Annotated in this window: 19 protein-coding genes; 7 read left to right on the top strand and 12 right to left on the bottom strand. The window is 63.4% G+C overall.

Annotated elements, in window-relative coordinates; translation table 11 throughout:
• Window positions 1-30: 30 nt before the first annotated feature.
• Window positions 31-450 carry a transcriptional regulator CopL gene (gene copL, locus RCF13_RS12140; protein WP_012480218.1) on the bottom strand — a complete coding sequence of 140 codons (420 nt, stop codon included), beginning with the start codon at window positions 448-450 and terminating at the stop codon, window positions 31-33.
• A 174-nt stretch (window positions 451-624) separates the two neighbouring features.
• Window positions 625-975, bottom strand: a complete 351-nt coding sequence (locus RCF13_RS12135; RefSeq protein ID WP_043033515.1) for a helix-turn-helix transcriptional regulator — start codon at window positions 973-975, stop codon at window positions 625-627.
• Window positions 976-1,241: 266 nt separating this feature from the next.
• Here RCF13_RS12135 and RCF13_RS12130 point away from each other — a divergent pair, with 266 nt between their 5' ends.
• Window positions 1,242-1,856, top strand: coding sequence for a hypothetical protein (locus RCF13_RS12130; RefSeq protein ID WP_238379596.1), 615 nt, complete (start codon window positions 1,242-1,244; stop codon window positions 1,854-1,856).
• A gap of 20 nt (window positions 1,857-1,876) precedes the next feature.
• On the opposite strand, the gene RCF13_RS12125 is transcribed toward RCF13_RS12130, so the two are convergent.
• Window positions 1,877-2,929, bottom strand: a complete 1,053-nt coding sequence (locus RCF13_RS12125; protein WP_021201903.1) for a DNA-binding protein — start codon at window positions 2,927-2,929, stop codon at window positions 1,877-1,879.
• Window positions 2,930-3,203: 274 nt separating this feature from the next.
• Between RCF13_RS12125 and RCF13_RS12120 the strand changes: the two genes are divergently transcribed.
• Together RCF13_RS12120 and RCF13_RS12115 are read left to right on the top strand one after the other, a co-directional pair.
• The gene (locus RCF13_RS12120) at window positions 3,204-4,784 is read left to right on the top strand and encodes an AAA family ATPase (protein WP_026070029.1); all 1,581 of its coding nucleotides are present in this window, start codon (window positions 3,204-3,206) and stop codon (window positions 4,782-4,784) included.
• Window positions 4,762-5,859, top strand: a complete 1,098-nt coding sequence (locus RCF13_RS12115; protein ID WP_043033512.1) for a UvrD-helicase domain-containing protein — start codon at window positions 4,762-4,764, stop codon at window positions 5,857-5,859. The genes RCF13_RS12120 and RCF13_RS12115 overlap by 23 nt, the downstream gene beginning before the upstream one ends.
• 15 nt (window positions 5,860-5,874) lie before the next feature.
• On the opposite strand, the gene RCF13_RS12110 is transcribed toward RCF13_RS12115, so the two are convergent.
• Genes RCF13_RS12110 through RCF13_RS12080 form a run of 7 tightly spaced genes read right to left on the bottom strand, consistent with a single transcriptional unit; the run spans window position 5,875 to window position 14,580 of the window.
• Window positions 5,875-6,150: a hypothetical protein gene (locus RCF13_RS12110; protein WP_019184735.1), complete on the bottom strand. Its 276-nt coding sequence runs from the start codon at window positions 6,148-6,150 to the stop codon at window positions 5,875-5,877.
• Entirely contained in the window at window positions 6,147-9,338 is a 3,192-nt protein-coding gene (locus RCF13_RS12105; protein ID WP_049402758.1) for a CusA/CzcA family heavy metal efflux RND transporter, read from the bottom strand. Before RCF13_RS12105 ends, RCF13_RS12110 begins: the two co-directional genes overlap by 4 nt.
• 8 nt (window positions 9,339-9,346) lie before the next feature.
• Window positions 9,347-10,297, bottom strand: coding sequence for an efflux RND transporter periplasmic adaptor subunit (locus RCF13_RS12100; protein ID WP_134967680.1), 951 nt, complete (start codon window positions 10,295-10,297; stop codon window positions 9,347-9,349).
• A complete protein-coding gene (locus tag RCF13_RS12095) occupies window positions 10,294-11,571 on the bottom strand; it encodes a TolC family protein (protein WP_043033510.1) in 1,278 nt (425 codons plus the stop codon). Before RCF13_RS12095 ends, RCF13_RS12100 begins: the two co-directional genes overlap by 4 nt.
• Window positions 11,572-11,626: 55 nt before the next feature.
• Window positions 11,627-11,983 carry a hypothetical protein gene (locus RCF13_RS12090; protein ID WP_012480228.1) on the bottom strand — a complete coding sequence of 119 codons (357 nt, stop codon included), beginning with the start codon at window positions 11,981-11,983 and terminating at the stop codon, window positions 11,627-11,629.
• Window positions 11,980-12,597: a cation transporter gene (locus RCF13_RS12085; RefSeq protein ID WP_005413376.1), complete on the bottom strand. Its 618-nt coding sequence runs from the start codon at window positions 12,595-12,597 to the stop codon at window positions 11,980-11,982. Before RCF13_RS12085 ends, RCF13_RS12090 begins: the two co-directional genes overlap by 4 nt.
• Window positions 12,598-12,621: 24 nt before the next feature.
• Window positions 12,622-14,580 carry a cytochrome c/FTR1 family iron permease gene (locus RCF13_RS12080; protein ID WP_043033508.1) on the bottom strand — a complete coding sequence of 653 codons (1,959 nt, stop codon included), beginning with the start codon at window positions 14,578-14,580 and terminating at the stop codon, window positions 12,622-12,624.
• 90 nt (window positions 14,581-14,670) lie between these two features.
• Between RCF13_RS12080 and RCF13_RS12075 the strand changes: the two genes are divergently transcribed.
• The 3 genes from RCF13_RS12075 to RCF13_RS12065 are packed head-to-tail and all read left to right on the top strand — an operon-like array spanning window position 14,671 to window position 19,370.
• Complete coding sequence (locus RCF13_RS12075) at window positions 14,671-15,084, top strand: helix-turn-helix domain-containing protein (protein WP_012480230.1); 414 nt, start codon at window positions 14,671-14,673, stop codon at window positions 15,082-15,084.
• Window positions 15,081-16,352 carry a site-specific integrase gene (locus tag RCF13_RS12070; protein WP_005413373.1) on the top strand — a complete coding sequence of 424 codons (1,272 nt, stop codon included), beginning with the start codon at window positions 15,081-15,083 and terminating at the stop codon, window positions 16,350-16,352. Before RCF13_RS12075 ends, RCF13_RS12070 begins: the two co-directional genes overlap by 4 nt.
• 24 nt (window positions 16,353-16,376) lie before the next feature.
• The gene (locus RCF13_RS12065; protein WP_043033507.1) at window positions 16,377-19,370 is read left to right on the top strand and encodes a Tn3 family transposase; all 2,994 of its coding nucleotides are present in this window, start codon (window positions 16,377-16,379) and stop codon (window positions 19,368-19,370) included.
• Window positions 19,371-19,413: 43 nt separating this feature from the next.
• Here RCF13_RS12065 and RCF13_RS12060 read toward each other — a convergent pair whose 3' ends face one another.
• Window positions 19,414-19,692 (bottom strand): hypothetical protein, encoded by a 279-nt coding sequence (locus tag RCF13_RS12060; protein ID WP_033835997.1) that lies wholly within the window; start codon window positions 19,690-19,692, stop codon window positions 19,414-19,416.
• Window positions 19,693-19,786: 94 nt separating this feature from the next.
• Between RCF13_RS12060 and RCF13_RS12055 the strand changes: the two genes are divergently transcribed.
• Window positions 19,787-20,032 (top strand): helix-turn-helix transcriptional regulator, encoded by a 246-nt coding sequence (locus RCF13_RS12055; RefSeq protein ID WP_043033505.1) that lies wholly within the window; start codon window positions 19,787-19,789, stop codon window positions 20,030-20,032.
• 968 nt (window positions 20,033-21,000) lie between these two features.
• Here the strand turns inward: RCF13_RS12055 and RCF13_RS12050 are convergent.
• Complete coding sequence (locus RCF13_RS12050) at window positions 21,001-21,909, bottom strand: DMT family transporter (protein WP_043033504.1); 909 nt, start codon at window positions 21,907-21,909, stop codon at window positions 21,001-21,003.
• Between the last annotated feature and the right edge of the window lie 42 nt (window positions 21,910-21,951).

Below are 21,951 nucleotides of genomic sequence, written 5' to 3'. Positions count from 1 at the left end.
CAACGGCGCCATTGCGGCGCCTAGGGACGCTTAGCCGATCGGTGGTCGGATCAGATGAGGCAAGGCAGGTGCCGCATGCCCTAGGGGCAGCGGCATGACATCCAGGCCCAAGGCCAGTTGCACCGAAACATGCAGGCGCGCAGGAAGTGCGCTCGCGCAAGCGTGTACGCAGGCGCACCGGCACGCAGAAGACTTGCAACAGTCGGGACCGGCATGGTCGCCATGCCCAGTGCCAGCCTTTTCAATCGATGTGGCATCGGGATGATGCTCAGCACTGTGATGGGCGAAGCAGTCTTCGTCGACTTGCACCGCGGCAGCCACTTCGCTGGCCTGCTCTTCCATGACCGGGTTCATACTGACGGACGCAAACGCCGACCACGCGCCGTTAAGCACGAGCATGGCGATCAGGAACAGTCGCAGTAGAAGTGAGGAGGCTGACACGGGCGACATGGTATATCACTTTAGACAAGGCGCGTGTGTATCGGTCGTGAACAAAATCTCAAGTAAGCCTGAGATGTCGCGACTTGTCAGTCGCACTAGCCGCGGACACTGCAGCTCCCTCCAGAAGCGCCCAAAGGGCGGGTTGAGGCGAAGAGTTGCCCATAGGGCGAGCGCTTGTTCGGTTTACTTCTCGGGCGTGGCCTCGATCAGCTTCACCAACTCGCGCTTCTGCTGCTTGCTTAGCGAGCCCCAGCGCAGGAGCAACTTGGCCAGCAGATCATCGTCGGTGTAAAGGAAGGCGGCGGGGATCCCCAACGCTTGGGCCAACCGCTCAGCAATCTCCAGCATGGGCTCGTGCTTGCCACGCTCGTACTGGTTGATTCGGGGGCTGGCCACGTGAGGATCCAGACCGGCCCGGATGCCCAACTCCTTCTGCGACAAACCCGTGTGCAGGCGGGCTTGTTTGAGGCGTCGAGCGAAGGTCGGTGTTGAGTCGACGGACAAAGTCACGCGCGCACCCCATGGAGACCCCATAAGGATGGCGGATGTACCCAGCCTTGCATACTAAGATATTCTTAGCTTTGAGGCAACCGGCGACACCGGTAGCGCCGCCCCCCCCCCAGGAGCCACGCCGCTCCCTCATCCCCGGAAACCGCATGCCCGGAACCTCGTCAATGACGCCATCTGGGGTCGCCAGCATCGAGGAGTTGGGCCTTCGTGGCACCCTTTTCCTAGCCGCACTGTTAGCCGCGCAGCTACGACGCCTACCGGTGGCGCCCACACGCCGCTCCACCTTGCTGGTGCTGGACACGCTGCGAGACTTGGCCTTGATCCAAGTTCCCTGGCCAGCGGATCGATGGCAGATCCGCCCCGATGCCGAGGTCACGCCCATCGAAGATCTGCAATGGGCTTTCGCCTGGTCTACCCACGAGCGCAGGCACCTGCTCCCGGTGCTGGAAGACCAACTCGGCGATATGGCACACGATGTAGACTTGGCGGACGCGAAACTGGAGCTGTGGGATGAACTTGCACTCTGGGAGACCGAGCAGTTTCTGGAGCAGCAATTGCTCAAACATCACTTCGACCCAGGCTGGGCACGTGATGTGGGGTTCGTCTTTCAATCCGGACCGCGGGGCTTGCCGATCGCGCGGTGGCGTTACTGCTGCTGGGCGGCGGTACGCCAAGGTGCCTCGGTGGCGATGCGTCTTGGCGTGCACGACAGCGCCCATGTGCGGGAAGCCATCTTTCAGGAGGTCCAGAAGCGCCTGCGCTACCTGATGACCAGTTCGCCCGAGCAAGGCATGTTCAAGCCCTATCATTTGGCACCGGAGTCCTCAGTAGCCAAACTGTTTGTAGATTGGGTCGTCCCTATGGAATGGGCGTACTGGACAGGTGAGCGCCACCCCAGCCGCTAGCAGACAAACGAGCAGCCTCGTCAGTCGGCTCCCCCATCTTGCGCATGGCCGCGCCGAGTTTTCTTCACCGCATTTTGTGCTGGCGTCAGTTGATTCAGTAGAGGCTCTAGCGCTTCAAGACGTGCATTGGCACGCAACGCATCGGCTTCAGCGCTCTCGCGGCGCTCACGCTCCCGCGCAAGGGTGTCTTGAACTTGAGCTAGCTCGTTGCGCATGGTATCCAAGGTCTTGGCGTCAGTCTTCCAGCGCTCCTGCAGTGCCAAATAGTCCGTCGCGGTCTGGCGCAACGCCACGACCTCGCTGTGTTGGCCTTCGTGGGCCTGTCGTAGCTGGGCAAGCTCACGCTCAATCCGCCCGTGGCGCTCCAGCCATTGACCATTGTCGCGGTTCAGCACCAACAGCTCCTGATTCTTCGCGCCCAAGGCTTCATTGGCCTGACGTAAGGCTACTTGCAGCTCTTGGACCTGATGCTCGTGACGGCGAAGCTCTTGCTCACGCTGCTCTTTGGTTGAAGTGCGGTAGTGCTCAAGCGCTTCCCGGGCATGGGCATGCTTGTCCTCCAGAGAACGCGTATGCGCCTCATGATCAGCCAGCCGCACCGTCATGCCAGCGATGCGCTCGTTCAACTGGGCGATTTCCGCGATCCTGTCACCTAGATTCTGTTGAAGGAGGGCGTGAGCAGCTTGCTCTTGGTGCAGGCTTGCTTCGGTGCGCTGCAGCCGACTGCTCAAGGCGGCAGCCTCCTCTTGGGCACCGGAAAGCGCCTGTTGCCGACTGTGGAGCTCAGCCTGATGGCGCTCACGCTCCTGGGTGAGGATGGCCTCTGCTTCCTCCTGGAGCCGCGAGGCCAAGCGCGCAACCAAGTCCTGCAAAGCATCACTAACGGCTACCGTCCTCGCCGGACCGCCGCCTTCCTCTCCTTCCAGTTCACGCAAGTAGCGGTGGATCGTGGTCTTGGAGCCCGTGTTGCCCAAGGCCACTCGCACCGCGTCGACTGACGGCTTCTTGCGTTGGGCCAGCAGCGCGTCGCGCGCCTTCTGGACGTCACTCTTATAGAGTCCTGCGCGCGCCATCGTGCCACCTCACTTTATTTCGTAATGTATTACATACCATGTAATTACATACTATTAAAGCAGGTAGACGACCGCTCGTCGGCGAAAATAGTTATACGGGATAATATTGAATTATCCCGCGTAAGGCGGATTCTGACCCTTCCCGGCGTCCCAAGCAGTACGAAACCGCCCAGGGCCGGCGATCGCTGGGTAGTATGGCCCAGAGCGGAAAGGAGGCCAGCCAGGGTGCAGGCAGGCTCCGCCACCGAGCCCGTTGGCCATCATAGGACTGTGCATGCCGATCGAACGTATCGTCATCGACAACTTCAAGTCGTTTCGCCATCTGGACCTGCCCCTCAATGCCCACATGAACCTGGTGGTGGGCGACAACGAGGTCGGTAAATCCACCCTGCTGGAGGCCATCCACGCGGTGGTCACCGGCCAGCTGCATGGGCGCAATCTTGCCTACGAGCTCACGCCCTACCTGTTCCACCAGCCCACGGTGCAGGAGTACTTGGGAGCGCTTGCCACGGGCACGCCGGCCTCGCCGCCACGGATCTCCATCGAAGCCTATCTGGGCGCCGACGCCGCGCTGGCGTCGTTACGCGGCACCAACAACTCCCTGCGTCTGGATACCGCCGGCATCCGGCTGCTGGTCGAGCTCAACGACGACTACCGCGAGGAGTTCAACGCCTACCTGCAGCAGCACCAGGGCGCGGTCAGCCTGCCGGTGGAGTACTACACGGTGCGCTGGTACTCCTTCGCCAACAATGGCGTCACCGCCCGTAGTATTCCGTTCGACTCGACCATCATCGACACGCACGGCATCAAGACCTTGTCCGGTGCCGATCGCTATATCGCCGGCATCATCGAGCAGGCACTGACGCCTGCGCAGCGCGTCTCGCTGTCGCTGAGCTTCCGCCGCATGCGGCAGAGCTTTTCCGAAGAAGCGGATGTGGCAGCGATCAATGCCTACTTGACCGAGCACACCGGGGACATCAGCCACAGGGCATTGACGGTAGGCGTGGACACATCGCCGCGCTCAACGTGGGAAACCAGCCTGTCACCCTACCTGGATGAGCTCCCGTTCACCCAGGCCGGCAAGGGCGAGCAAAGCGCGGTGAAGATGAAGCTGGCGATGCACGCGGCCGGCGCGGCTCACGTGCTGCTGATCGAGGAGCCGGAGAACCATCTGTCCTATTCCAGCATGACCCAGCTGATCGACAAGATTGCGGCCCTCTCCACCGCCCAGCAGGTGATCATCGCCACCCACAGCAGCTTCGTGTTGAACAAGCTGGGCGTGGACAACGTGATCCTGTTCAGCGCGCAAGGCCAGATGAAGCTGGACCAGCTGCCCAGCGATACCCACGACTATTTCATGAAGCTGCCGGGCCACGACACGCTGCGGTTGATCCTGGCCAAGCAGGCGATCCTGGTGGAAGGCCCTTCCGACGAACTGATCGTGCAGCGTGCCTACAGTGACCATCACGGCGTGGCGCCGATGGCTCACGGCGTAGACATCATTTCGGTCAAGTCGTTGGCATTCAAACGCTTCTTGCAGATTGCCGATCGACTGAGGATTCAGGCCAAGGTGATCACCGACAACGACGGTGATATCGCAGTTGTGCAAGAGCGCTATGCCGAGCACATCAACGCGATCTATTACGATTCCGACGAGAGCGCCCCTTCGCTGGAAGAGCAGCTGATCAAAGCCAACTCGCTGGCCGAACTCAATACCGTGCTGGGCAAGGCCTTTGCCGATGAGGTGGCGCTGCTCAAGTACATGAAGGGCCATAAGACCGATACGGCCTTGGCGATTTTCAATAGCCCGCACTCGATCAGGTTCCCGGACTATGTCCAGCGTGCCATCACCTAACCGGGTCCTGCTCTCGGCAGCCGGCTCGGGCAAGACCACGTTGCTGGTCCGGCAGGCCTTGGAGCGACCTGAGCGCCGCATCGCGATTGTCACCTACACGCTGGAAAACCTGGAAGAGATCCGGCGCTCGTTTGAGGCCCACGCAGGCGCGGTCCCCGCGCATGTCACCTTGCACAGCTGGTATGGCTTTCTGCTGCGCCAGTGCATTCGCCCGTACCAGGCTGCGCTTTGCCCTGAGCCTCGCATCGAGACCATCCTGTTCGTAGAAGGTGTCACCAACAACCGCGCCCCACGCACCCAGGTGGCGCGCCACTACCTGGCGGGCAACCGGATGTATTCGGACCGAGCGGCCGATTTCGCTGTGCGCTGCGATGAGCTGACCCAAGGCCAGGTCGTGGCGCGATTGGCGGCGATGTACGACGAGCTCTACATCGACGAAGTCCAGGATCTGGCCGGCTTTGATCTGGATCTGGTCGAACGGCTGTTGAAGAGCGAGATTGCCATCACGTTGGTAGGCGATACGCGCCAAGCCACGTATGCGACCAACTATGCGCAAAGGTACAGCCAATACCGTGGTCCGAATCTGGCAGCGCTGTTTCAGATTTGGGAGGCCGACGGCTTATGCCGGCTGGATCACCGCCTCACCAGTCTGCGCTGCGTCCAGGCCCTGTGCGATATGGCTGACACGCTCTATCCGCAGATGCCGCGGACCCAATCAGGCAATGGCGAGGTCACCGGACACGATGGCATCTACCTCGTCGCTCCAGGGGATGTGGCCGCGTACATGCAGGAGTTCGCCCCCACCGTGCTCCGGCATGACCGGCGGCAGGCGTGCGACGGACTGCCGGCGGTGAACTTTGGGCAGTGCAAGGGCCGCACCTACAGTCGGGTCCTCATCTTTCCGAACGGGCCGTTGACGCAGTACCTGCGCACGGCCGATGCAGCGCGTATCACCGCGCCGCCGAAATACTACGTGGCCTTCACCCGGGCGCGGCAAAGCGTGGCCTTTGTGTATGCCGGCGCGTGCGCGTTGCCGGGTCATCAGCTCTATGCGCCTGCCAGCGCAGACGCATAGAGCCAGGGGCTGCGATCACATCTTCTTTAACGGCGCCGCGGTGGGCGGCGGCGGTACCGGGCCCGGGTCGTTGAAACACAGCATGATCTGATCGATGCCGAATTGATCGGCCAGGACCTGGGCAATCACAGCATGCACCAGGTCCAGGTCGACCGAGGGCGCCGCGACCGTGATGGTGGCCGCGATCGCACGGCCATGCTCACCGGCGACCAGGCGCAGGTCGTCCACCGCTTTCACGCCCGGGTCGGTAAACATCGCCGCACGGACCTGTTCCAGGTTGAGCTCGTTCATGGGGACTCCAAAGCAGTGCTACCGGCGCGGGGAGCTCGGTCGCGATGCAGCCAACGATAGAGCACCGGCAGCACCAACAAGGTCAATGCGGTGGATGAGACGATGCCGCCGATGACGACAGTGGCCAGCGGCCGCTGCACTTCCGAGCCAGCACCGACATTCAAGGCCATGGGTAGGAAGCCCAGCGAGGCTACCAGGGCGGTCATCAACACCGGTCGCAGGCGTCCAAGGGCGCCGTCGCGCACAGCGTCGTCTAGCGGATCGCCCTGTTCGCGCAGACGGCGGATGAAGGCGATCATGACCAGCCCGTTGAGTACGGCCACGCCCGACAGCGCGATGAAGCCCACGCCGGCAGAGATCGACAACGGAATCCCGCGCAGAGCCAGTGCCAGCACACCGCCGGTCAGCGCCAGCGGCACGCCACTGAACACAATGGCCGCATCCTTGGCCGAGCCGAAGGCCATGAATAGCAGAGCGAAGATCAACGCCAGTGTCACCGGAACGACCACGCCCAGGCGTTGGGTGGCCGAGATCAGCTGCTCGAAGGTGCCGCCGTAATCGATCCAGTAGCCCTCTGGAAGCGCGACATCCTGGCCGATGCGTGTGCGCAACTCGCCGACGAACCCGCCCAGATCGCGCTCGCGCACGTTGGCGGTGATCACCACGCGGCGCTTGCCGTTCTCGCGGTTGATCTGATTGGGCCCGCGCTCTACCTGGATCTTCGCCACTTCCCGCAGCGGCACCGTGCGAGGCCCCCCATTGGCGCCGGCGGCCAGACGGCTGGACTCATCGACACTGGTGCTTGCCGGCAGCGGAATGGGCAGATCTGCCAGCACAGCGGGGTCTTGGCGCTGCGCTTCGGGCAGGCGCACGACCAGGTCGAAGCGGCGGTCGCCCTCGATCAACTGGCCGGCAACACTGCCCCCAATGGCGGTGGCCACCGTTTCCTGCACATCGCCCGGGTTCAGGCCATACCGTGCCAATGCCGCCGGATCTGGCGTGATGGTCAGCAGCGGCAGGCCGGAGACCTGCTCGGCCTTGACGTCTTCGGCGCCGGGGACGCTACGCATGACCCGCTCGACCCGGCTGGCCAGGCGCGTCAACTGGTCAAGGTTGTCGCCGTAGACCTTGACCGCCACGTCCGAACGGACGCCGGAGATCAACTCGTTGGTGCGCATCTGGATGGGCTGGGTGAACTCGTAGTTGCTGCCCGGGATTTCCTTGGCCGCCGCCTCCAGCTCTTCCACCAGCTCGGCCTTGGGCTTGCGCGGGTCGGGCCACTGGTCGCGGGGCTTGAGCATCAGGAAGGTGTCGGCCATCGACGGCGGCATAGGATCGGTGGCCACCTCGGCGGTGCCGATCTTTGAGAAGATGTTGGCCACCTCCGGGAACTGGGCCAGGCGCTTCTCCAGCGTTTCCTGCATGGCCACCGACTGCTCCAAGCTGGTGCCGGGAATACGCATGGGCTGCAAGGTGATGTCGCCCTCATCCAGGCTCGGCACGAACTCCGAACCCAAGCGGGTGGCCAGCACGCCACAGCCCACCACCAGCACGGCCGCGCCGGCCAGCACCACCACGCGCCGACGCAGGGCCCAATCCAGCAGCGGCGTATAACGGGCACGCGACCAGCGCATCAGGCGGTTGTCGTGCTCAGCCACACGGCCGCGCAGGAAGCTGGCGATCGCCGCCGGCACGAAGGTCAGCGACAACACCATGGCGCCGGTCAGGGCCAGCACCACCGTGATCGCCATCGGGTGGAACATTTTTCCTTCTACCCCGGACAGCGAGAAGATCGGCAGGTAGACCGCGGCGATGATGCCCAGGCCAAACAGGCTGGGACGGATCACCTCGGCGGTGGCCGAGGCGGTCAGGTCATAGCGCTCTTCATCGTTGAGCTGGCGGCCTAGCGCGTGCTGCGCCTCGCCGAACCGGCGCAGACAGTTCTCGATGATGATCACCGCCCCGTCCACGATCAGGCCGAAGTCCAGCGCGCCCAGGCTCATCAGGTTGCCCGACACGCCGCCACGCACCATGCCGATGATGGTGAACAGCATCGCCAACGGGATCACCGCCGCGGTGATCAACGAGGCGCGCACATTGCCCAGCAGCAGGAACAGCACCACCACCACCAGCAGCGCGCCCTCGATCAGGTTCTTGGACACCGTGCCGATGGTGCGATCCACCAGCGCGGTGCGGTCATAGACGGCCTTGGCATGGACGCCGGCAGGCAGGCTGGCGTTGGCGGCATCCAGCTTGGCCGCGGCCGCCTGGGAGACTTCCCGGCTGTTGGCGCCGAACAACATGAAGGCGGTACCGACCACGACCTCGTGGCCATTCTGGGTGGCCGCGCCCGTGCGCAGCTCCTTGCCTTCGCCCACGCTAGCGACGTCGCGCACCCGAATGGGCACGCCATCGCGCCGGTCCAGCACGATGTTGCCGATTGCCTCCAGATTGGCTAGCTGGCCCGGCACGCGCACCAGGAACTGCTGTCCGTTGCGCTCGATGTAGCCGGCGCCGATGTTCTGGTTGTTGCGCATGACCGCGGCGACCACGTCGTTCAACGTGAAGCCCAGCGCCACCAACTGAGCTGGATCGGGAGTGATGTGGATCTGCCGCTCGAAGCCGCCGATGGTGTTGACCTCGGTGACGCCGGGCGTGGTGCGCAGCTGCGGCCGGATCACCCAGTCCTGCAGGGTGCGCAGGTCCGTGGCCGTGTACGGGGTGCCGTCGGGCTTGCGAGCGTTGGGCTCGGCCTCCACGGTGTACATGAAGATCTCGCCCAACCCGGTGGAGATCGGCCCCATTTCCGGGTCCAACCCTTCGGGAAGCTGGGAGGCGATCTGCTGCAGGCGCTCGGCGACCTGCTGGCGGGCAAAGTACAGGTCGGTGCCGTCCTTGAAGACGACGGTGACCTGCGAAAGCCCGTAGCGCGACAGCGAGCGGCTGTAGTCCAGCTTGGGCAGACCGGCCATGGCCGTTTCGATGGCAAAGGTGACCCGTTGTTCGGCCTCCAGCGGCGAGTAACCCGGGGCCTGGGTGTTGATCTGGACCTGGACGTTGGTGATGTCGGGTGTGGCGTCAATGGAAAGGTGACGGTAGCTCCACACGCCCAGCGCAACCAGCGCAGCGGTGAGCACTAGCGTCAGCCAGCGATGGCGGATGGACAGCCCAATGAGGCGTTCGAGCATGGCGGGCCTCATTCTTCTTCCACGGTGGACTTTTCGATGTCGGCCTTGATCAGGAAGCTTTGGGCCACCACCACCTGTTCACCGGCCTTGAGGCCTTCCAGCACTTCGGCGCGTTCGGCGTCGCGGCGCCCCAGCTTCACCGGCCGGGTGTGGTAGGTTTCGCCCTGCTGCACGTAGACCACGTCCTGGTCTTCTGCGGTCTGCAGCGCCGTGATCGGCACCACCAACGCTGCCGATTGGCGATCCACGGTGACCCGCGCCTTGACCGCCGACCCCGGCCGCCACAGGCCATCGGTGTTGGCCACCGTGCCGCGCGCAATGGTGCTTTGGCTGGCGGTGGCGGTGCCGGGCAGGACGCGCTCCAAGGTGGTCTGTGCGGTGACGCCATCGCTCAAGCGGGTAACCGTCACCGGCACGCCAGCACCGATGTGCTGGGCGTCGGCGCCGAAGATGTGCAGGTCCACCCACAGCGTGGACAGGTCGGCGACCTCAAACAGCGGCGCGCCCTCAGCGGCGGCCATGCCTACGGCGGCCGCGCGCGCCATGACCACGCCACTGATCGGCGCGGTGACGGTATAGGTGGTCAGGCTCAGGTTGCTCTCTACCGTGGCCAGTGCCTGGCCGGCCCGTACCTGATCACCCACGCCCGCACGCACGGAGCGGACCGGTCCGGGGAAGCGTGCCGTGACCTGCGCGATGCGACCGTCAATCGGGGTCAACAGCCCTTGCACCTCATGCTCGTCAGCAATCTCACCGGGGCCTGCCGGTGCGACCTGGATACCCGCTGCCTGCGCAGCTTTGGCGGCAATCTTGGTTTCCAGCGGCGCTTCCTCGTGCTCGCCGTGCTCTTCGCCCTCAGCGGCGGCGCCGCCTTCGGACGCTTCGTTGGGGGCCGACGCGTTGCAGGCGGCCAGCATCATCAGGGCCATGCCCAGTGCGGTCCAAGAAAAGCGATTCATGGGGTCTCTCCGGTGGAAGCAGCCGCCGGCGGCGCGACAAGCGCTTGGCCGGTCAGGCGTTGAATTTCGATCAGGGCGCGCTGCGCATCGAGCGCCACGTCCAGCTGCTGCTGGGCCATGGCCGTGCGTTCGGACTGCAGCTGTGCCCATTCCAGGTAGCTGATCGCGCCGGCGCGATAGGCGCGCTCGGCGGCCTTCTCAGCCCGGGCCAACTTCGGCAGCACCTCGCCTTGCAGCCGTGCCACCTCGGCCTGCGCCACGGTGTAGCGACCATGGGCTTCGACCAGCGTGGAATACAGCGACAGGCCCTTGGCCTCGCGCTCGATCGTCAGAACCTCCAGCTCGGCTTCGCCGGCGCGGATCTCCGGCTGCGCGCGGCTGCGGCTGCCCAGTGGCATGGACAGGCTGGCCACCAGCGCGGTGTCGTCAGTCTCCTGCAGGCGGCGCACGCCCAGCTGCCACGACAAGTCCGGCGAGGCCGCCGAACGCGCCAGCTGCAGTCGTGCCTGCGCGATCCGGCGGGCATCGGCAAACTGCGCCAACTCGGGAGTGCGCTCCAATTCCTCGGCCAGCGACTGCATGGACGCGATCGCCGGCAGGGTCATGGGATCCGCCGCGGCCACCTCGAAGCTCGGAGCACGTTCGCCCCAGAGGGCAGCAAGGTGCTGCCGGGCGGCAATGCGCTGCTGCTCGGCCCGATCACGGGTCAACTCTGCTCTCGCCAGTGCTGCTTGTGCGGTGAGCATCACCGATTCGGGAGACGCGCCAGCCTGCAGGCGCTGCCGGGCAGCGGCGACGGTCCGCTGGCGCTGGCCGACATCCATGTTCGTCAGGCTGCGTTGCCGGTCGGCACCGACAACGGCCAAATAGCGCTGCGCCGTCTCGGCGAGCAGGTCCAGCCGCCTGGTCTCGCGCTGCACGGCCAGTGCATCAATCCGGCTTTGGGCCAAGGTGCGGCGGGCGTCGAGCTTGCCGCCGCGCTCCAGGACCGAGCTCAGGCTCAAGGTCAACTCCGCGCTGTCCAGGCCACGGGCCGCGCCCGTGCCCAGCGCATTTTCAACCTCCGCCCCCAACGTCCACGGTGGCCGCTGCACGGCCTGGTCGCGCTCGGCAGCGAGCACCGTGGCTCGCGCATCGACCAGGCGCAGCTCGGGGTGGGTTTGGGCCACGCGTGCAAACGCGTCGTCCAAGGTCATCAGCTCTTCTGCTGTCGCCGGCGTTGCCGCCGCGCTCAACAGTAGCCACGCGGCCAGGGCCGCCAATCGCACATGCATGAAGTACTCCAGAATTTTCGATAGCCAACAGGGATCCGGCGCACGCCGGCGCGCATCACCCTGCGATCGGCGGCCGGAACGGCGCGAGCAGGTGCTCATGCCGATATCTGTCCGCATGGGCTGTCGCCGACGGCCAATGCCGGCCGATATGAGCAATGGCCAACACTATTTCTGGAGCCGGCGCGGCCTGGCTACAGCACAGCACCAGCTGCTGTAGCCGGTGCAGCGCGGCGTCTACGCCACGCTCGGAAGCTGGTGATGCCACTGCCGGGTCATGGTCGGCCGCGGCCAGATGGGTTTGAGCATGGAGCTCGCCAACCACTGCCAGCACCGGCTGCGTCACAAGGCCCACGGCCAAGTGCGCCAGCAGCAGCCAGCGCAGGCCACAGCTCAGCCGGCCAAGCGCTGTCATGCAGGCGTTTTGCGCGCGTCGGCACGCGCCCGGCGAGCATCACCCAAGATCTCGAAAGCCTCCTTGATCACATACAGGCCGATCAGGGCGCCGATCACGAAATCCGGGTAGGGGCTGGCCAGCCACCACACCAACAGGCCGGCCAGAATCACCCCAACGTTGGCCACCACATCGGCGCGGGTAAACAGCCAGGTCGCTCGCAGATGCACTTCGCCAGACTTCAAGGGGGCGAGCATACGGAGCACCTTCAGGTTCACGGCCAGCGAGACCAGAGCGGTACCGATCATCCAACCGCTGACCGGCTCGGCGCCGTACATCACCCGGCGGCCGACTTCGACCAGCACGCCTACGCCCAGCACCAGCAGCACACTGCCACTGACCCACGCGGCGTTGGCCTTGAAGCGCGCCGTGCGCCCGATAGCGACCAGGCCAATGGCATAGGCGGTGGCGTCAGACAGCATGTCCAGCGCGTCAGCCAGCAGCCCGGTGGAATGGGCAATCCAGCCGGCAATGCCGCCGATCACGGCCATCGCTGCATTCAGGACCAAGGCGATCCAGAGGATGCGTCGCTCCTCCTTGTTCTTGGCTTCGTGGTGGCACCCGCAATCACTCATGTCTTGGTCCTCTGCTGTGTTGTTTCATTGCTTGTTTGCGCCTGGCTGTCTACGCACACCGGAACGGGCATTGGCGAGGAACCCCACGATGGCGGCGGTGCCTACCAATACCTGCGCCAGCAGCGACTGCCAGGTGGGATACAGGCCGATCCACTCGATGCGCGGCAACGCGAGCGGTGTTTGAGAGATCCAGCCCGCTTCCTGCAACGCGGCCACGCCTTTACCGATCAGGATGACCGCCATCACCGCGATGAGAATCGAGCTGATCGAAAAGAACCGGCCAATCGGCAGCCGCCTGCTCATGCGCAGCATCCAGTACGCCACCGCAGCCAACACCGCGATTCCCGCCGCCAGGCCTGCGAGGATGGCGGTGGACGCCTGATCGCTCCACATCGCGATGTAGAACAAGATCGTCTCAAACACCTCGCGGTACACCGCGACAAAGGCCAGCATGAACAGGAAAACAGCCGAGCGCCGTGTCAGCGCAGTCGTCAGCTTGGCGTGCAGGTACTCCTGCCACCGCCCTGCAAGGCTCTTTTGGTGCATCCAGATGCCTACGCTGAGCAGGACAGCGGCAGCGAACAAGGCCGAGACGCCCTCAGTGACTTCCCGGTTCGCACCGCTGATATCAACAAAGTAAGTGGCCACCGCCCAGGTAGCTGCGCCTGCCAACAACGCGCAGATCCAACCCGCATGCACATACGGCAACACATCAGACCGCTCGGCTTTACGCAAGAACGCCACGATACCAATCACGATCAGCAGCGCTTCCAGTCCTTCGCGTACCAAGATGGTAAAGCTGCCTAGAAACGCGGTGCTGGCGCCTATTCGGGTGTCCTGCAGCGCCACGTCCGCGCGATCAAACAGCTGGGCAATTTGCGCTGCCTGCCCGGCAACGTCAGCCGCGGGCGCATGCTGATCCAGCTGCGCGCGGTAGCCAGCCATGGCCGTCTCGATCTCTCGCAGCAATGACGGATTGCGCGTGGCCAGCGTGGGTTCAAGCGGCTCTACACCATCCAGATAGGACGAGAGCGCAAGCTTTTTGGCTTGAGCCAGGTCCTCATCAGCGTAAGCGCGCTGGCTGGCGGCCAGTCGCTGCCGCGCCACCGCAAAGCGATCGGCTCCTGGTACCGCTTCGTTTACTACCTGTGGCTGCGAACGCAGGTAGGCGATGATCGCGTTTGCCTGATCGGCGGGCATCGTGGTGGCAAGATCGGCCTCTCGCGTGCGTGTCAGCGCTTCGAGCGAGGGAATGTGCGTATGGGCCTCGGCACTGGTGCGCCATAACGCCTCACCTTGAGCCTTGGCTTGCGAGGAGTACCCCAAGCTGCCCACATAGAATGCCAACGCCCAGCGATCACTTTCTGACAGCCCAGAGAAGCTGACCATGCCGGTACCCGGCACACCCTGGGAAATGACCTCGTACAACGACAGCGGCGTTCGCTGCGCGGCGCGAGTGGCATCGGTGAACGCGATCGGCGGCGGACTTAACGCTTGCGCGGCGGGGCCATCACCGTGACCTGTGGGGCCGTGACAGGCCGCGCACTGCTGGCTGTAGATGGACGCGGCCTGGGAGGTCTTCGGCGCGCTCGCCGGAACAGCGCCGATCGGGTAGCGGGCCAACAGCGTCGTGCCGAGCCCGCGCGCCAACGTTGCCACTTGCGCCGGGTCGGCCTTCTCTGCCACCGCCTGGACCAGGCGGTCGGCCTGGGCCGTCAGCTCCTGCTGGTTCTGGCCACTGGGCAATGCTGCCAGCTGACTGCGCACGGCGCCGGCAAACTCGCTCATTTCGGCGTATTCGTTGGGGGCAATTACGCGACCGGCCTGGACCGCGCCGGGGTAGTCGACCGCGATGTAATCGAGCATCTGCCAGGTTTGGCGCAGGTCTGCTGCGGCAGGCTCCGCCTGAGCAGAAGCGGGCAGAACCCAGCCGATCAGCAAGGCAATCAGGCAGTAGCGAATCAAGGCGATGGGCAGTGGCATGGTCGTCACATGCAGCGCCGCGGCCGGAGTGGCGGCGGATACGGGTTCAGCGTAAAGTCCGTAGCTACTACGGAGTCAAGCGTACTACGAATGAAAATCAGTGAGGCTGCCGACGCCAGCGGATGCCACTTGGAGACGATTCGCTATTACGAGCGGATCGGGTTGCTGCCGCGCCCGGGGCGCACGGGCAACGGCTACCGGGTCTATGGCCCGGCCGACATCGAGCGGCTGCGCTTCATTGCGCGTGGCCGGGACCTGGGCTTCAGCCTGGAGGAGGTCCGCAGCCTGCTGCAGCTGGCCGGCGATGAGGAGCTTTCGTGCGGGGACGTGGACCGGTTGGCCCGCAGCCATCTGGCCGACGTGCGCGCCCGCATGGCCGACCTGCAGCGCATGGCCAGCGAGCTGGAACGGGTGATTGCCAGTTGCCATGGCGGGCAGCGGGCGGAATGCACCATCCTGTCGACGCTGCGCCAGACGACCTCGGTGGAGGCCACGCGCCAGTGACCGAACTGGACCGCTACCTCGATGCGGCCACGCGCCAGAACACGGTGCGCAGCTATGCGTCGGCGCTGCGGCACTTCGAGGTTGAATGGCAAGGCCACCTCCCAGCGACACCTGACAGCGTGGCCCGGTACCTGGCCGCTTATGCGCAGACCTTGGCGACCAGCACCCTCCGCCAACGTCTGGCGGCCATCGCCTCTTGGCACCGCGACCACGGCTTTGTCGACCCGACCCGATCGCCGCTGGTGCGCAAGGTGCTCAAAGGCATCCAGACCCTGCACCCGGGCCAGGTCAAGCAAGCCGCGCCGCTCCAGATTCGGCGGCTGGTCGAGCTCGATGACTGGCTGGCCGCGGCGATCGCTGCGGCACATGCCCGGGGCGATGGGCCGGCGGCGCTGCGCCATCAACGAGACCGAGCGCTGGTGCTGCTCGGGTTCTGGCGGGGATTCCGTGGCGATGAACTGCTGCGTCTGGACGTGGCCCATCTCACGCTGGTGCCGGGACAGGGGATGACCTGCTTCTTGCCACGCAGCAAGGGTGATCGCCAAGCAGCCGGCGTCACCTACAAGGTGCCGGCGCTGTCGCGGTTATGTCCGGTGGAGGCGACCCAGGCGTGGCTGCAGGCGGCCGACCTGCAAGAAGGGCCGGTGTTTCGGGCAGTCAACCAATGGGGCCAGGTGAGCGCCGAAGGCCTGCATCCCAACAGCTTGGTGCGCCTGCTGCGCGAGTTGCTGACCAGTGCAGGCTTTGCCGATGCGGGGCTCCACAGCAGCCATTCGTTGCGCCGCGGCTTTGCCAGCTGGGCCAACGACCAAGGCTGGGACATGAAGGCCTTGATGGAGTACGTGGGCTGGCGCGATGTGCAGTCGGCCATGCGTTACCTGGACGGGCGTGACCCGTTTGCCCGGGACCGCATTGAAGCAAGCCTGCCCAGTCCAACCGTGCCGGTACCGGCGATGGCACTGCCGGCGCCGGAGGGCAAATCGGCCCTGCAGCTGCGCCTGCGCATGGTGCTGACCCCGTTTGCCCGCACGGGCCGCGGCGCGGCCAAGGCCCGAGGCCGAATTGAAGAGATCTGCTTGGCCCCGTTCCAGGCTGTGCGCCTGAACACCGCCAGCAGCGAGTACCAGTTGACTGCTCCCACCGATCCCGAAAGGGATCTGGATGAAATCCTGGCCACGTTGCTCGATGACATGCACCGCATGGCCGATACGCACCAGTGCTTCCTGGAAGCGTCGCTCAGTACAGACGACGGCCGGCACTGGGACTGATCCCCCTCACACCCTCCGGATCCAATGGCTACCCTTCACGAGACCGCCTACCCGCGACTGAAGCCTGATCCCACCGCCAAGGAACTGGAGGAGATCTATACCCCGACCGCCGCTGAGATTGCATTCGCCAAGCAGCTGACCACCCAGCCGGGTCCGCAGCTGGCGGTACTGATTCATCTCAAGCTCTTCCAACGCTTGGGCTACTTCACGCTGTTGGCCGACGTACCCGAGCGGATCCGGAAGCACATCGCCAAGGCCGCCCGACTCGGGCGCGTATTGGACACCGACCAGCTCGAACGCTACGACGCTTCCGGCAGCCAGCGCCGGCATATGCCGCAGCTTCGGCAATTCATCGGGGTACGTCCCCTGGATAAATCGGGCTTGGCTTGGCTGGACACAGTGGCCACCGGAGCAGCCCAGACCAAGCACACCATCCCGGACATCGTGAACGTCCTGCTCGAAGAGCTGGTGCACCATCGCTACGAACTGCCCGGTTTCCGCACTCTGGAGCTGGCCGCCATCGGCGCCCGTGAGCGGGTCAATCTGGGCTACTACCGCAGCATCAGCCACGCGCTGACGCCTGCCACGCGCACGCTCATCGACGAACTGCTGCGCGCACCGGAAGGGTCCAGGTTCACCGGCTGGCAATCACTCAAGCGCGAGCCCGGCCGGCCCACCAACAAGGAAGTTCGGTTCTACCTGCAGCACATCCGCATGCTGCAGCAGTTGGCCGACCAGCTGCCTCCCATCGATGTGCCGGTGCCCAAGCTCAAGCAGTTCCGTGCAATGGCTCGGGCCTATGACGCCAGCGAGCTGGCCGAACTGGCTCCGGACAAGCGCTATGCGCTGGCCACCATCTTCATTCGCGCCCAGCATGCCAAGACACTGGATGATGCAGCCGAGTTGTTCATCAAGCAGGTGCGCGGGCTGGAGAACACGGCCCAGCAGAAATTGCTGGCCTACCAGCTCGAACATGCCAAACGGGCCGACTTCCTCATCGGCCAGCTCAAGGAAATCCTGCAGGCCTATCAGCTAGACGGCAGCGATAGTCAGCGCGTGGATGCCATCGACAACAGCCTGGAAGCGGAAGTGTCGACCTTGCTGGCCGAATGCGAAGAACATATGGCCTACGCCGGGAAGAACTACCTGCCTTTCATGCTGCAGCCCTATGGCGCGGTCAGGCCGCTGCTGTTCAATGGGCTGGAGCTGATGAAACTTCGGGCGACCAGCCACGACGCCGGCATGGAGCCGCTGATCGCAGCGGTGCTCTCGCTGCGCAACCAGCGCCGTGAGCTGATCGAGGTCGCCTCCCTCGGTTTGGACCCGGAAAAGGACTTTGACTGGATGTCCAAGCTCTGGTGTCAGCACGTGTTCGGCAAGCGGGCCAGTGCAGCCGGCGCCGGCTGGATGCACCGTAAGTACTTCGAGCTGGCCGTGCTGGTGCAGGTCAAGGACGAACTGAAGTCCGGAGATCTCTTCATTCCCAGCAGCGAACGGTTTGATGACTACCGTGAGCAGCTGGTCGATGAAGCCACCTTGGCCCAGGAACTGGAAGCCTACGGCCAGGTGTCAGGCCTGCCCACCGACGCCGAGTCTTTCGTGGCGGGATTACGTGCACAACTGACCTCCCTGGCCGATGAGGTCGACGCGCGTTTCCCGGAGAACGTACATGCGGACATCCTGGATGGGCGCCTGGTGCTGCGGAAGGGGCAACGCGCCGAAGTCTCCAGCGCGATTACCACGGTGGATCGCCTCATCGCCGAACGGCTTCCAGAATCCAGCATCGTCGATGTCCTGATCGATGCCAGCCAATGGCTGGATCTGCACCGTTTCTTCCGCCCGATCGCCGGCACCGAGAGCCAGGTCGAAGATCTGCCCCGACGTGTGATCACCACGCTATTCTGCTATGGCTGCAACCTGGGGCCGACGCAGACGGCGCGGTCGATCAAGGGCTTCAGCCGGCGCCAAGTCGCTTGGCTCAACCTGAAATACGTGACCGAGGATGTGCTTGAGAAGGCCATCGTGGAGGTCATCAATACCTACAACAGATTCGACCTGCCTGGCTATTGGGGCAGCGGCAAGAGCGCATCAGCTGATGGCACGAAGTGGAGCGTCTACGAGGACAACCTGCTGTCGGAGTATCACATCCGCTACGGCGGCTACGGTGGCATCGGCTACTGCCACGTGTCCGACAAATACGTAGCGCCGTTCAGCCACTTCATTCCCTGTGGCGTGCACGAGGGCATCTACATCCTCGACGGTCTGTTGGCCAACACTTCCGACATCCAGCCTGAGATCGTCCATGGCGACACGCAGGCCCAAAGCTATCCGGTCTTCGGCCTGGCCCACATGCTGGGCATCCAGCTGATGCCCCGGATCCGGAACATCAAGGACCTGACATTCTTTCGGCCCGAACCGGGTAGGGCTTATAAGAACATCCAGGCACTGTTCGGGGACAGCATCGACTGGCAACTGATCGCCACCCATCTCCACGACATGCTGCGGGTGGTGATCTCAATCCGATTGGGCAAGATCACCGCGTCCTCGATCCTGCGCCGGCTGGGCACCTACAGCCGGAAGAACAAGCTGTACTTCGCCTTCCGGGAACTTGGCAAGGCCGTTCGAACGCTGTTCTTGCTGCGCTACATTGATGACAATGAGATCCGCAAAACGATCCATGCTGCCACCAACAAGAGCGAGGAATACAACGGCTTCGTGAAATGGGTGTTCTTTGGCAGCCAGGGGATCATTGCTGAGAACGTCCAACACGAGCAGCGCAAGATCATCAAGTACAGCCAGCTGGTGGCCAACATGATCATCCTCCACAACGTGGAAGGCATGAGCCGGACCTTGGCCGAGATGAGGAAGGAGGGGATTGAACTGACGCCCGAGATCCTGGCCGGCCTGTCGCCTTATCGGACCAGCCACATCAATCGCTTCGGCGACTACCACCTGGATCTTGAAAGGGAAGTGGCGCCGCTGAGCTACACAGCCAAGGTGCTTGAACAGACCCCATAGATGGGGAGAACCTGATCGAGAGACGAGCAATCAACTTTGAAATTCAGTCGCTTAGGCAGCTTTTGGCCCTGTACGTAATGATTCCCTGCCGACCCTCTTCAAGGTTCATCCCAGCGACTGCCCAGTTGAAGGCCGCTCTTTCGTGGGCATTGAGTTCCGCGTCGATAGCGTCAATTGACTGCCGGTATTGCTGCTGGGTTCCATTCGTAACCATCTTCTTGTCTGTCGGACCGCTGCAGGCAGCTAGCAGTGCTGATGCTGCCAGGATCAGTGTTGCTCTGCTTCTGGCCGCGGTGATGAAGCGGTATGGCTGTTCGCTCATGCGTCCCCCTGTCAATGAAGAAGACAGAATATCTGGTTTTTAGATATCGGAGAACTGGATATAGCTTTCTAGGCCGCTCAGCCAAGGCGCGGTCGTGTCGAAGTCCATCCATCGAAAAGAGTACGCTGCCCTCATTGAGGCTGTTCGCGAGGCGCGGCTAGCTGCCGGTCTGACCCAGGCCCAGGTGTCCAGCATGCTGGGCCGCAGCCAGTCATTCATCAGCGACGTCGAAACAGGCAAGAGAAGGGTTGATGTGGTGGAGCTGAGAGATATCGCCCGCCTGACAGGCCTTTCGCTGGGCAAGTTGATCACAAACTTTGAGAAGCGAATCAAAGACTAAAGCCCCTTAGGGTGTAGCGGTAGGTTCGCGCTTCTTGCCGGCCGGTCGGGACCAGGCGCACACGCCAGTGACAGACGGCCAACCGGATGGAAGGGGCACGCCCTGCCGGAAATCCGTGACGTAGATCGGCCTCGGCGTGCCGGGTCGAAACTTTAGGCTGTTTTGTGGAACCGTGGGGTCTGAACCCTCGTGTAGATCCGGGTGAAGCGACGTCTTTACAGTTGTTGATGTGAAGACATTTCTCCGGCCCACTCCACAGCAGCTCCACAGGTCGCTAAAGCGAACCCCTAAATGCCTCCGATGGGCTTGTCGCGGGGCCTATACCCTTTCGGCGCGACTGTCTGACGTGGAGGATTGCGCCCTACACAAGCTTCGAGACGCAAAGGCTATCGCTTGGCGGCGGCAGCGCAAGATGCGCAGCTGGGCCGCGAAGCATCCCCGGTTCCTACTGTTAGCCTTTCCGCTTTGGGGTGATCCCCGGTCATTCGCTGAGTTACCGGAACAGAAGCTTTGGCCGCGCATTCTTGGCGTTTTCGCGCTTGTTAGCCCCCATCATCGATGCGCTACAAGCCGATCCAGGAAGTGGCCAGTCACTAGTTCAATGGGCAGAAGTTGCTGGCGTATCCTCTCGGACTCCTGCAAGACGCTGGGTTGCCGCTACTGGCCTGGGATGTTGTGAGTGGCGCCAGAGGCTGAAGCTTGCTGCGTCCCTCCCTCTCCTCCAGAGCGACTGCAAAGTTGGTGATGTTGCCAAGCGGCTGGGCTATAGCGGCCCCTCCCCTTTTATTGCAATGTTTCGCCGACTAACCGGCATGTGCCCAACTCAGCTGAAGAGCGCTGTCTAGATGCAACTTCACCTTGAGGAGAGGGCCCTTTGAACCTGGCTAGCCGAAGAAGCGTTCCCCGAACAAGGAGAACGGGCCTCAAGCGGCCCGTTTTCATTTGAACTGCAGCTATGCAATTGTCTTTCAGCGCTTGGTCGAGGTGTCATCCACGACCATGACCTCGTCAGGCTTCTTGCGAGCTGCGTACTCCGCCAGTACCACACCAAATACTGCCATCAAACCGCCACCCACGACCCAGGTGCTCAGAGACTCTTTGAGGACCACCACCGCAAGCAATGCAGTGACGATCGGGACGAGATTGAAGAACCCGGCCACGCGAGCAGAGCCCAGCCGATGCAGGCCGGTCATCCATGCCAACGGTGCCATGATCGAAGCGCCGATTGCTGCGAATGCAATGCAGCCGATGGCTGCGCCACCCTGGACGCCAGTGCCTGCGACAAGGAAAAGAGGTAGCAGCAGGATCGTTGCAGACATGGCTTGAAGAAACAGGGATTCGATCAGCGTTACGGGAATGCGCCACTTGTGCATCAGCAAATTGTAGGTGGCAAAAGCCAAAGCGCCCAGCAGCATCAGGGCGTCACCTTTGTTGATTCCATGGGAAACCAAGGCTTCAAAGTCACCATGGGACACTACCGCTATCACCCCAACCAAGGAGATGATCGAACCAATCACTGCGCCACCGCGGACTGCGTGACCCATGAAGATGCGCGACAAGGCAAGAGCGATCAACGGGATGAGTGCCTGGATAACGCCCATGTTGGTCGCAGAAGTGAAATGTGCGGCGTAGTACGCCAGGCATTGGAACATGACACCGCCCAAAGCACCGAGCACGAGGAAGCGTGCCCAATTGGCTTTCAGGACCGCTAGGTTCGACTTCAGGCGCGGCAGGGCGAATGGGAGCAAGATGATGGCCGCAGCAAGCCATCGCCAGAAGCTAATATCGACCGGGCCGACGGTCCCTGCAGCGAGCTTTGTAACGATGGTGTTGGCGCCCCAGAGAAGGCAGGCCAGGAGGGGGAGCAGGTAGTACATGGCATCCTCAGATACTGGATATCAACAGCCAGTAGCGTAGAC

It is taken from the genome of Stenotrophomonas maltophilia group sp. RNC7 (assembly GCF_030910085.1).
In the GTDB taxonomy this organism is placed as follows: domain Bacteria; phylum Pseudomonadota; class Gammaproteobacteria; order Xanthomonadales; family Xanthomonadaceae; genus Stenotrophomonas; species Stenotrophomonas sepilia.
This window is presented reverse-complemented; position numbering and strand designations above follow the sequence as displayed.

Coding starts and splice junctions, on each gene's coding strand:
- RCF13_RS12135 (WP_043033515.1), bottom strand. CDS start 975: ATGGGGTCTCCATGGGGTGCGCGCGTGACTTTGTCCGTCGACTCAACA.
- RCF13_RS12100 (WP_134967680.1), bottom strand. CDS start 10,297: ATGAATCGCTTTTCTTGGACCGCACTGGGCATGGCCCTGATGATGCTG.
- RCF13_RS12060 (WP_033835997.1), bottom strand. CDS start 19,692: ATGAGCGAACAGCCATACCGCTTCATCACCGCGGCCAGAAGCAGAGCA.
- RCF13_RS12105 (WP_049402758.1), bottom strand. CDS start 9,338: ATGCTCGAACGCCTCATTGGGCTGTCCATCCGCCATCGCTGGCTGACG.
- copL (WP_012480218.1), bottom strand. CDS start 450: ATGTCGCCCGTGTCAGCCTCCTCACTTCTACTGCGACTGTTCCTGATC.
- RCF13_RS12095 (WP_043033510.1), bottom strand. CDS start 11,571: ATGCATGTGCGATTGGCGGCCCTGGCCGCGTGGCTACTGTTGAGCGCG.
- RCF13_RS12085 (WP_005413376.1), bottom strand. CDS start 12,597: ATGAGTGATTGCGGGTGCCACCACGAAGCCAAGAACAAGGAGGAGCGA.
- RCF13_RS12080 (WP_043033508.1), bottom strand. CDS start 14,580: ATGCCACTGCCCATCGCCTTGATTCGCTACTGCCTGATTGCCTTGCTG.
- RCF13_RS12120 (WP_026070029.1), top strand. CDS start 3,204: ATGCCGATCGAACGTATCGTCATCGACAACTTCAAGTCGTTTCGCCAT.
- RCF13_RS12090 (WP_012480228.1), bottom strand. CDS start 11,983: ATGACAGCGCTTGGCCGGCTGAGCTGTGGCCTGCGCTGGCTGCTGCTG.
- RCF13_RS12050 (WP_043033504.1), bottom strand. CDS start 21,909: ATGTACTACCTGCTCCCCCTCCTGGCCTGCCTTCTCTGGGGCGCCAAC.
- RCF13_RS12110 (WP_019184735.1), bottom strand. CDS start 6,150: ATGAACGAGCTCAACCTGGAACAGGTCCGTGCGGCGATGTTTACCGAC.
- RCF13_RS12075 (WP_012480230.1), top strand. CDS start 14,671: ATGAAAATCAGTGAGGCTGCCGACGCCAGCGGATGCCACTTGGAGACG.
- RCF13_RS12065 (WP_043033507.1), top strand. CDS start 16,377: ATGGCTACCCTTCACGAGACCGCCTACCCGCGACTGAAGCCTGATCCC.
- RCF13_RS12125 (WP_021201903.1), bottom strand. CDS start 2,929: ATGGCGCGCGCAGGACTCTATAAGAGTGACGTCCAGAAGGCGCGCGAC.
- RCF13_RS12115 (WP_043033512.1), top strand. CDS start 4,762: ATGTCCAGCGTGCCATCACCTAACCGGGTCCTGCTCTCGGCAGCCGGC.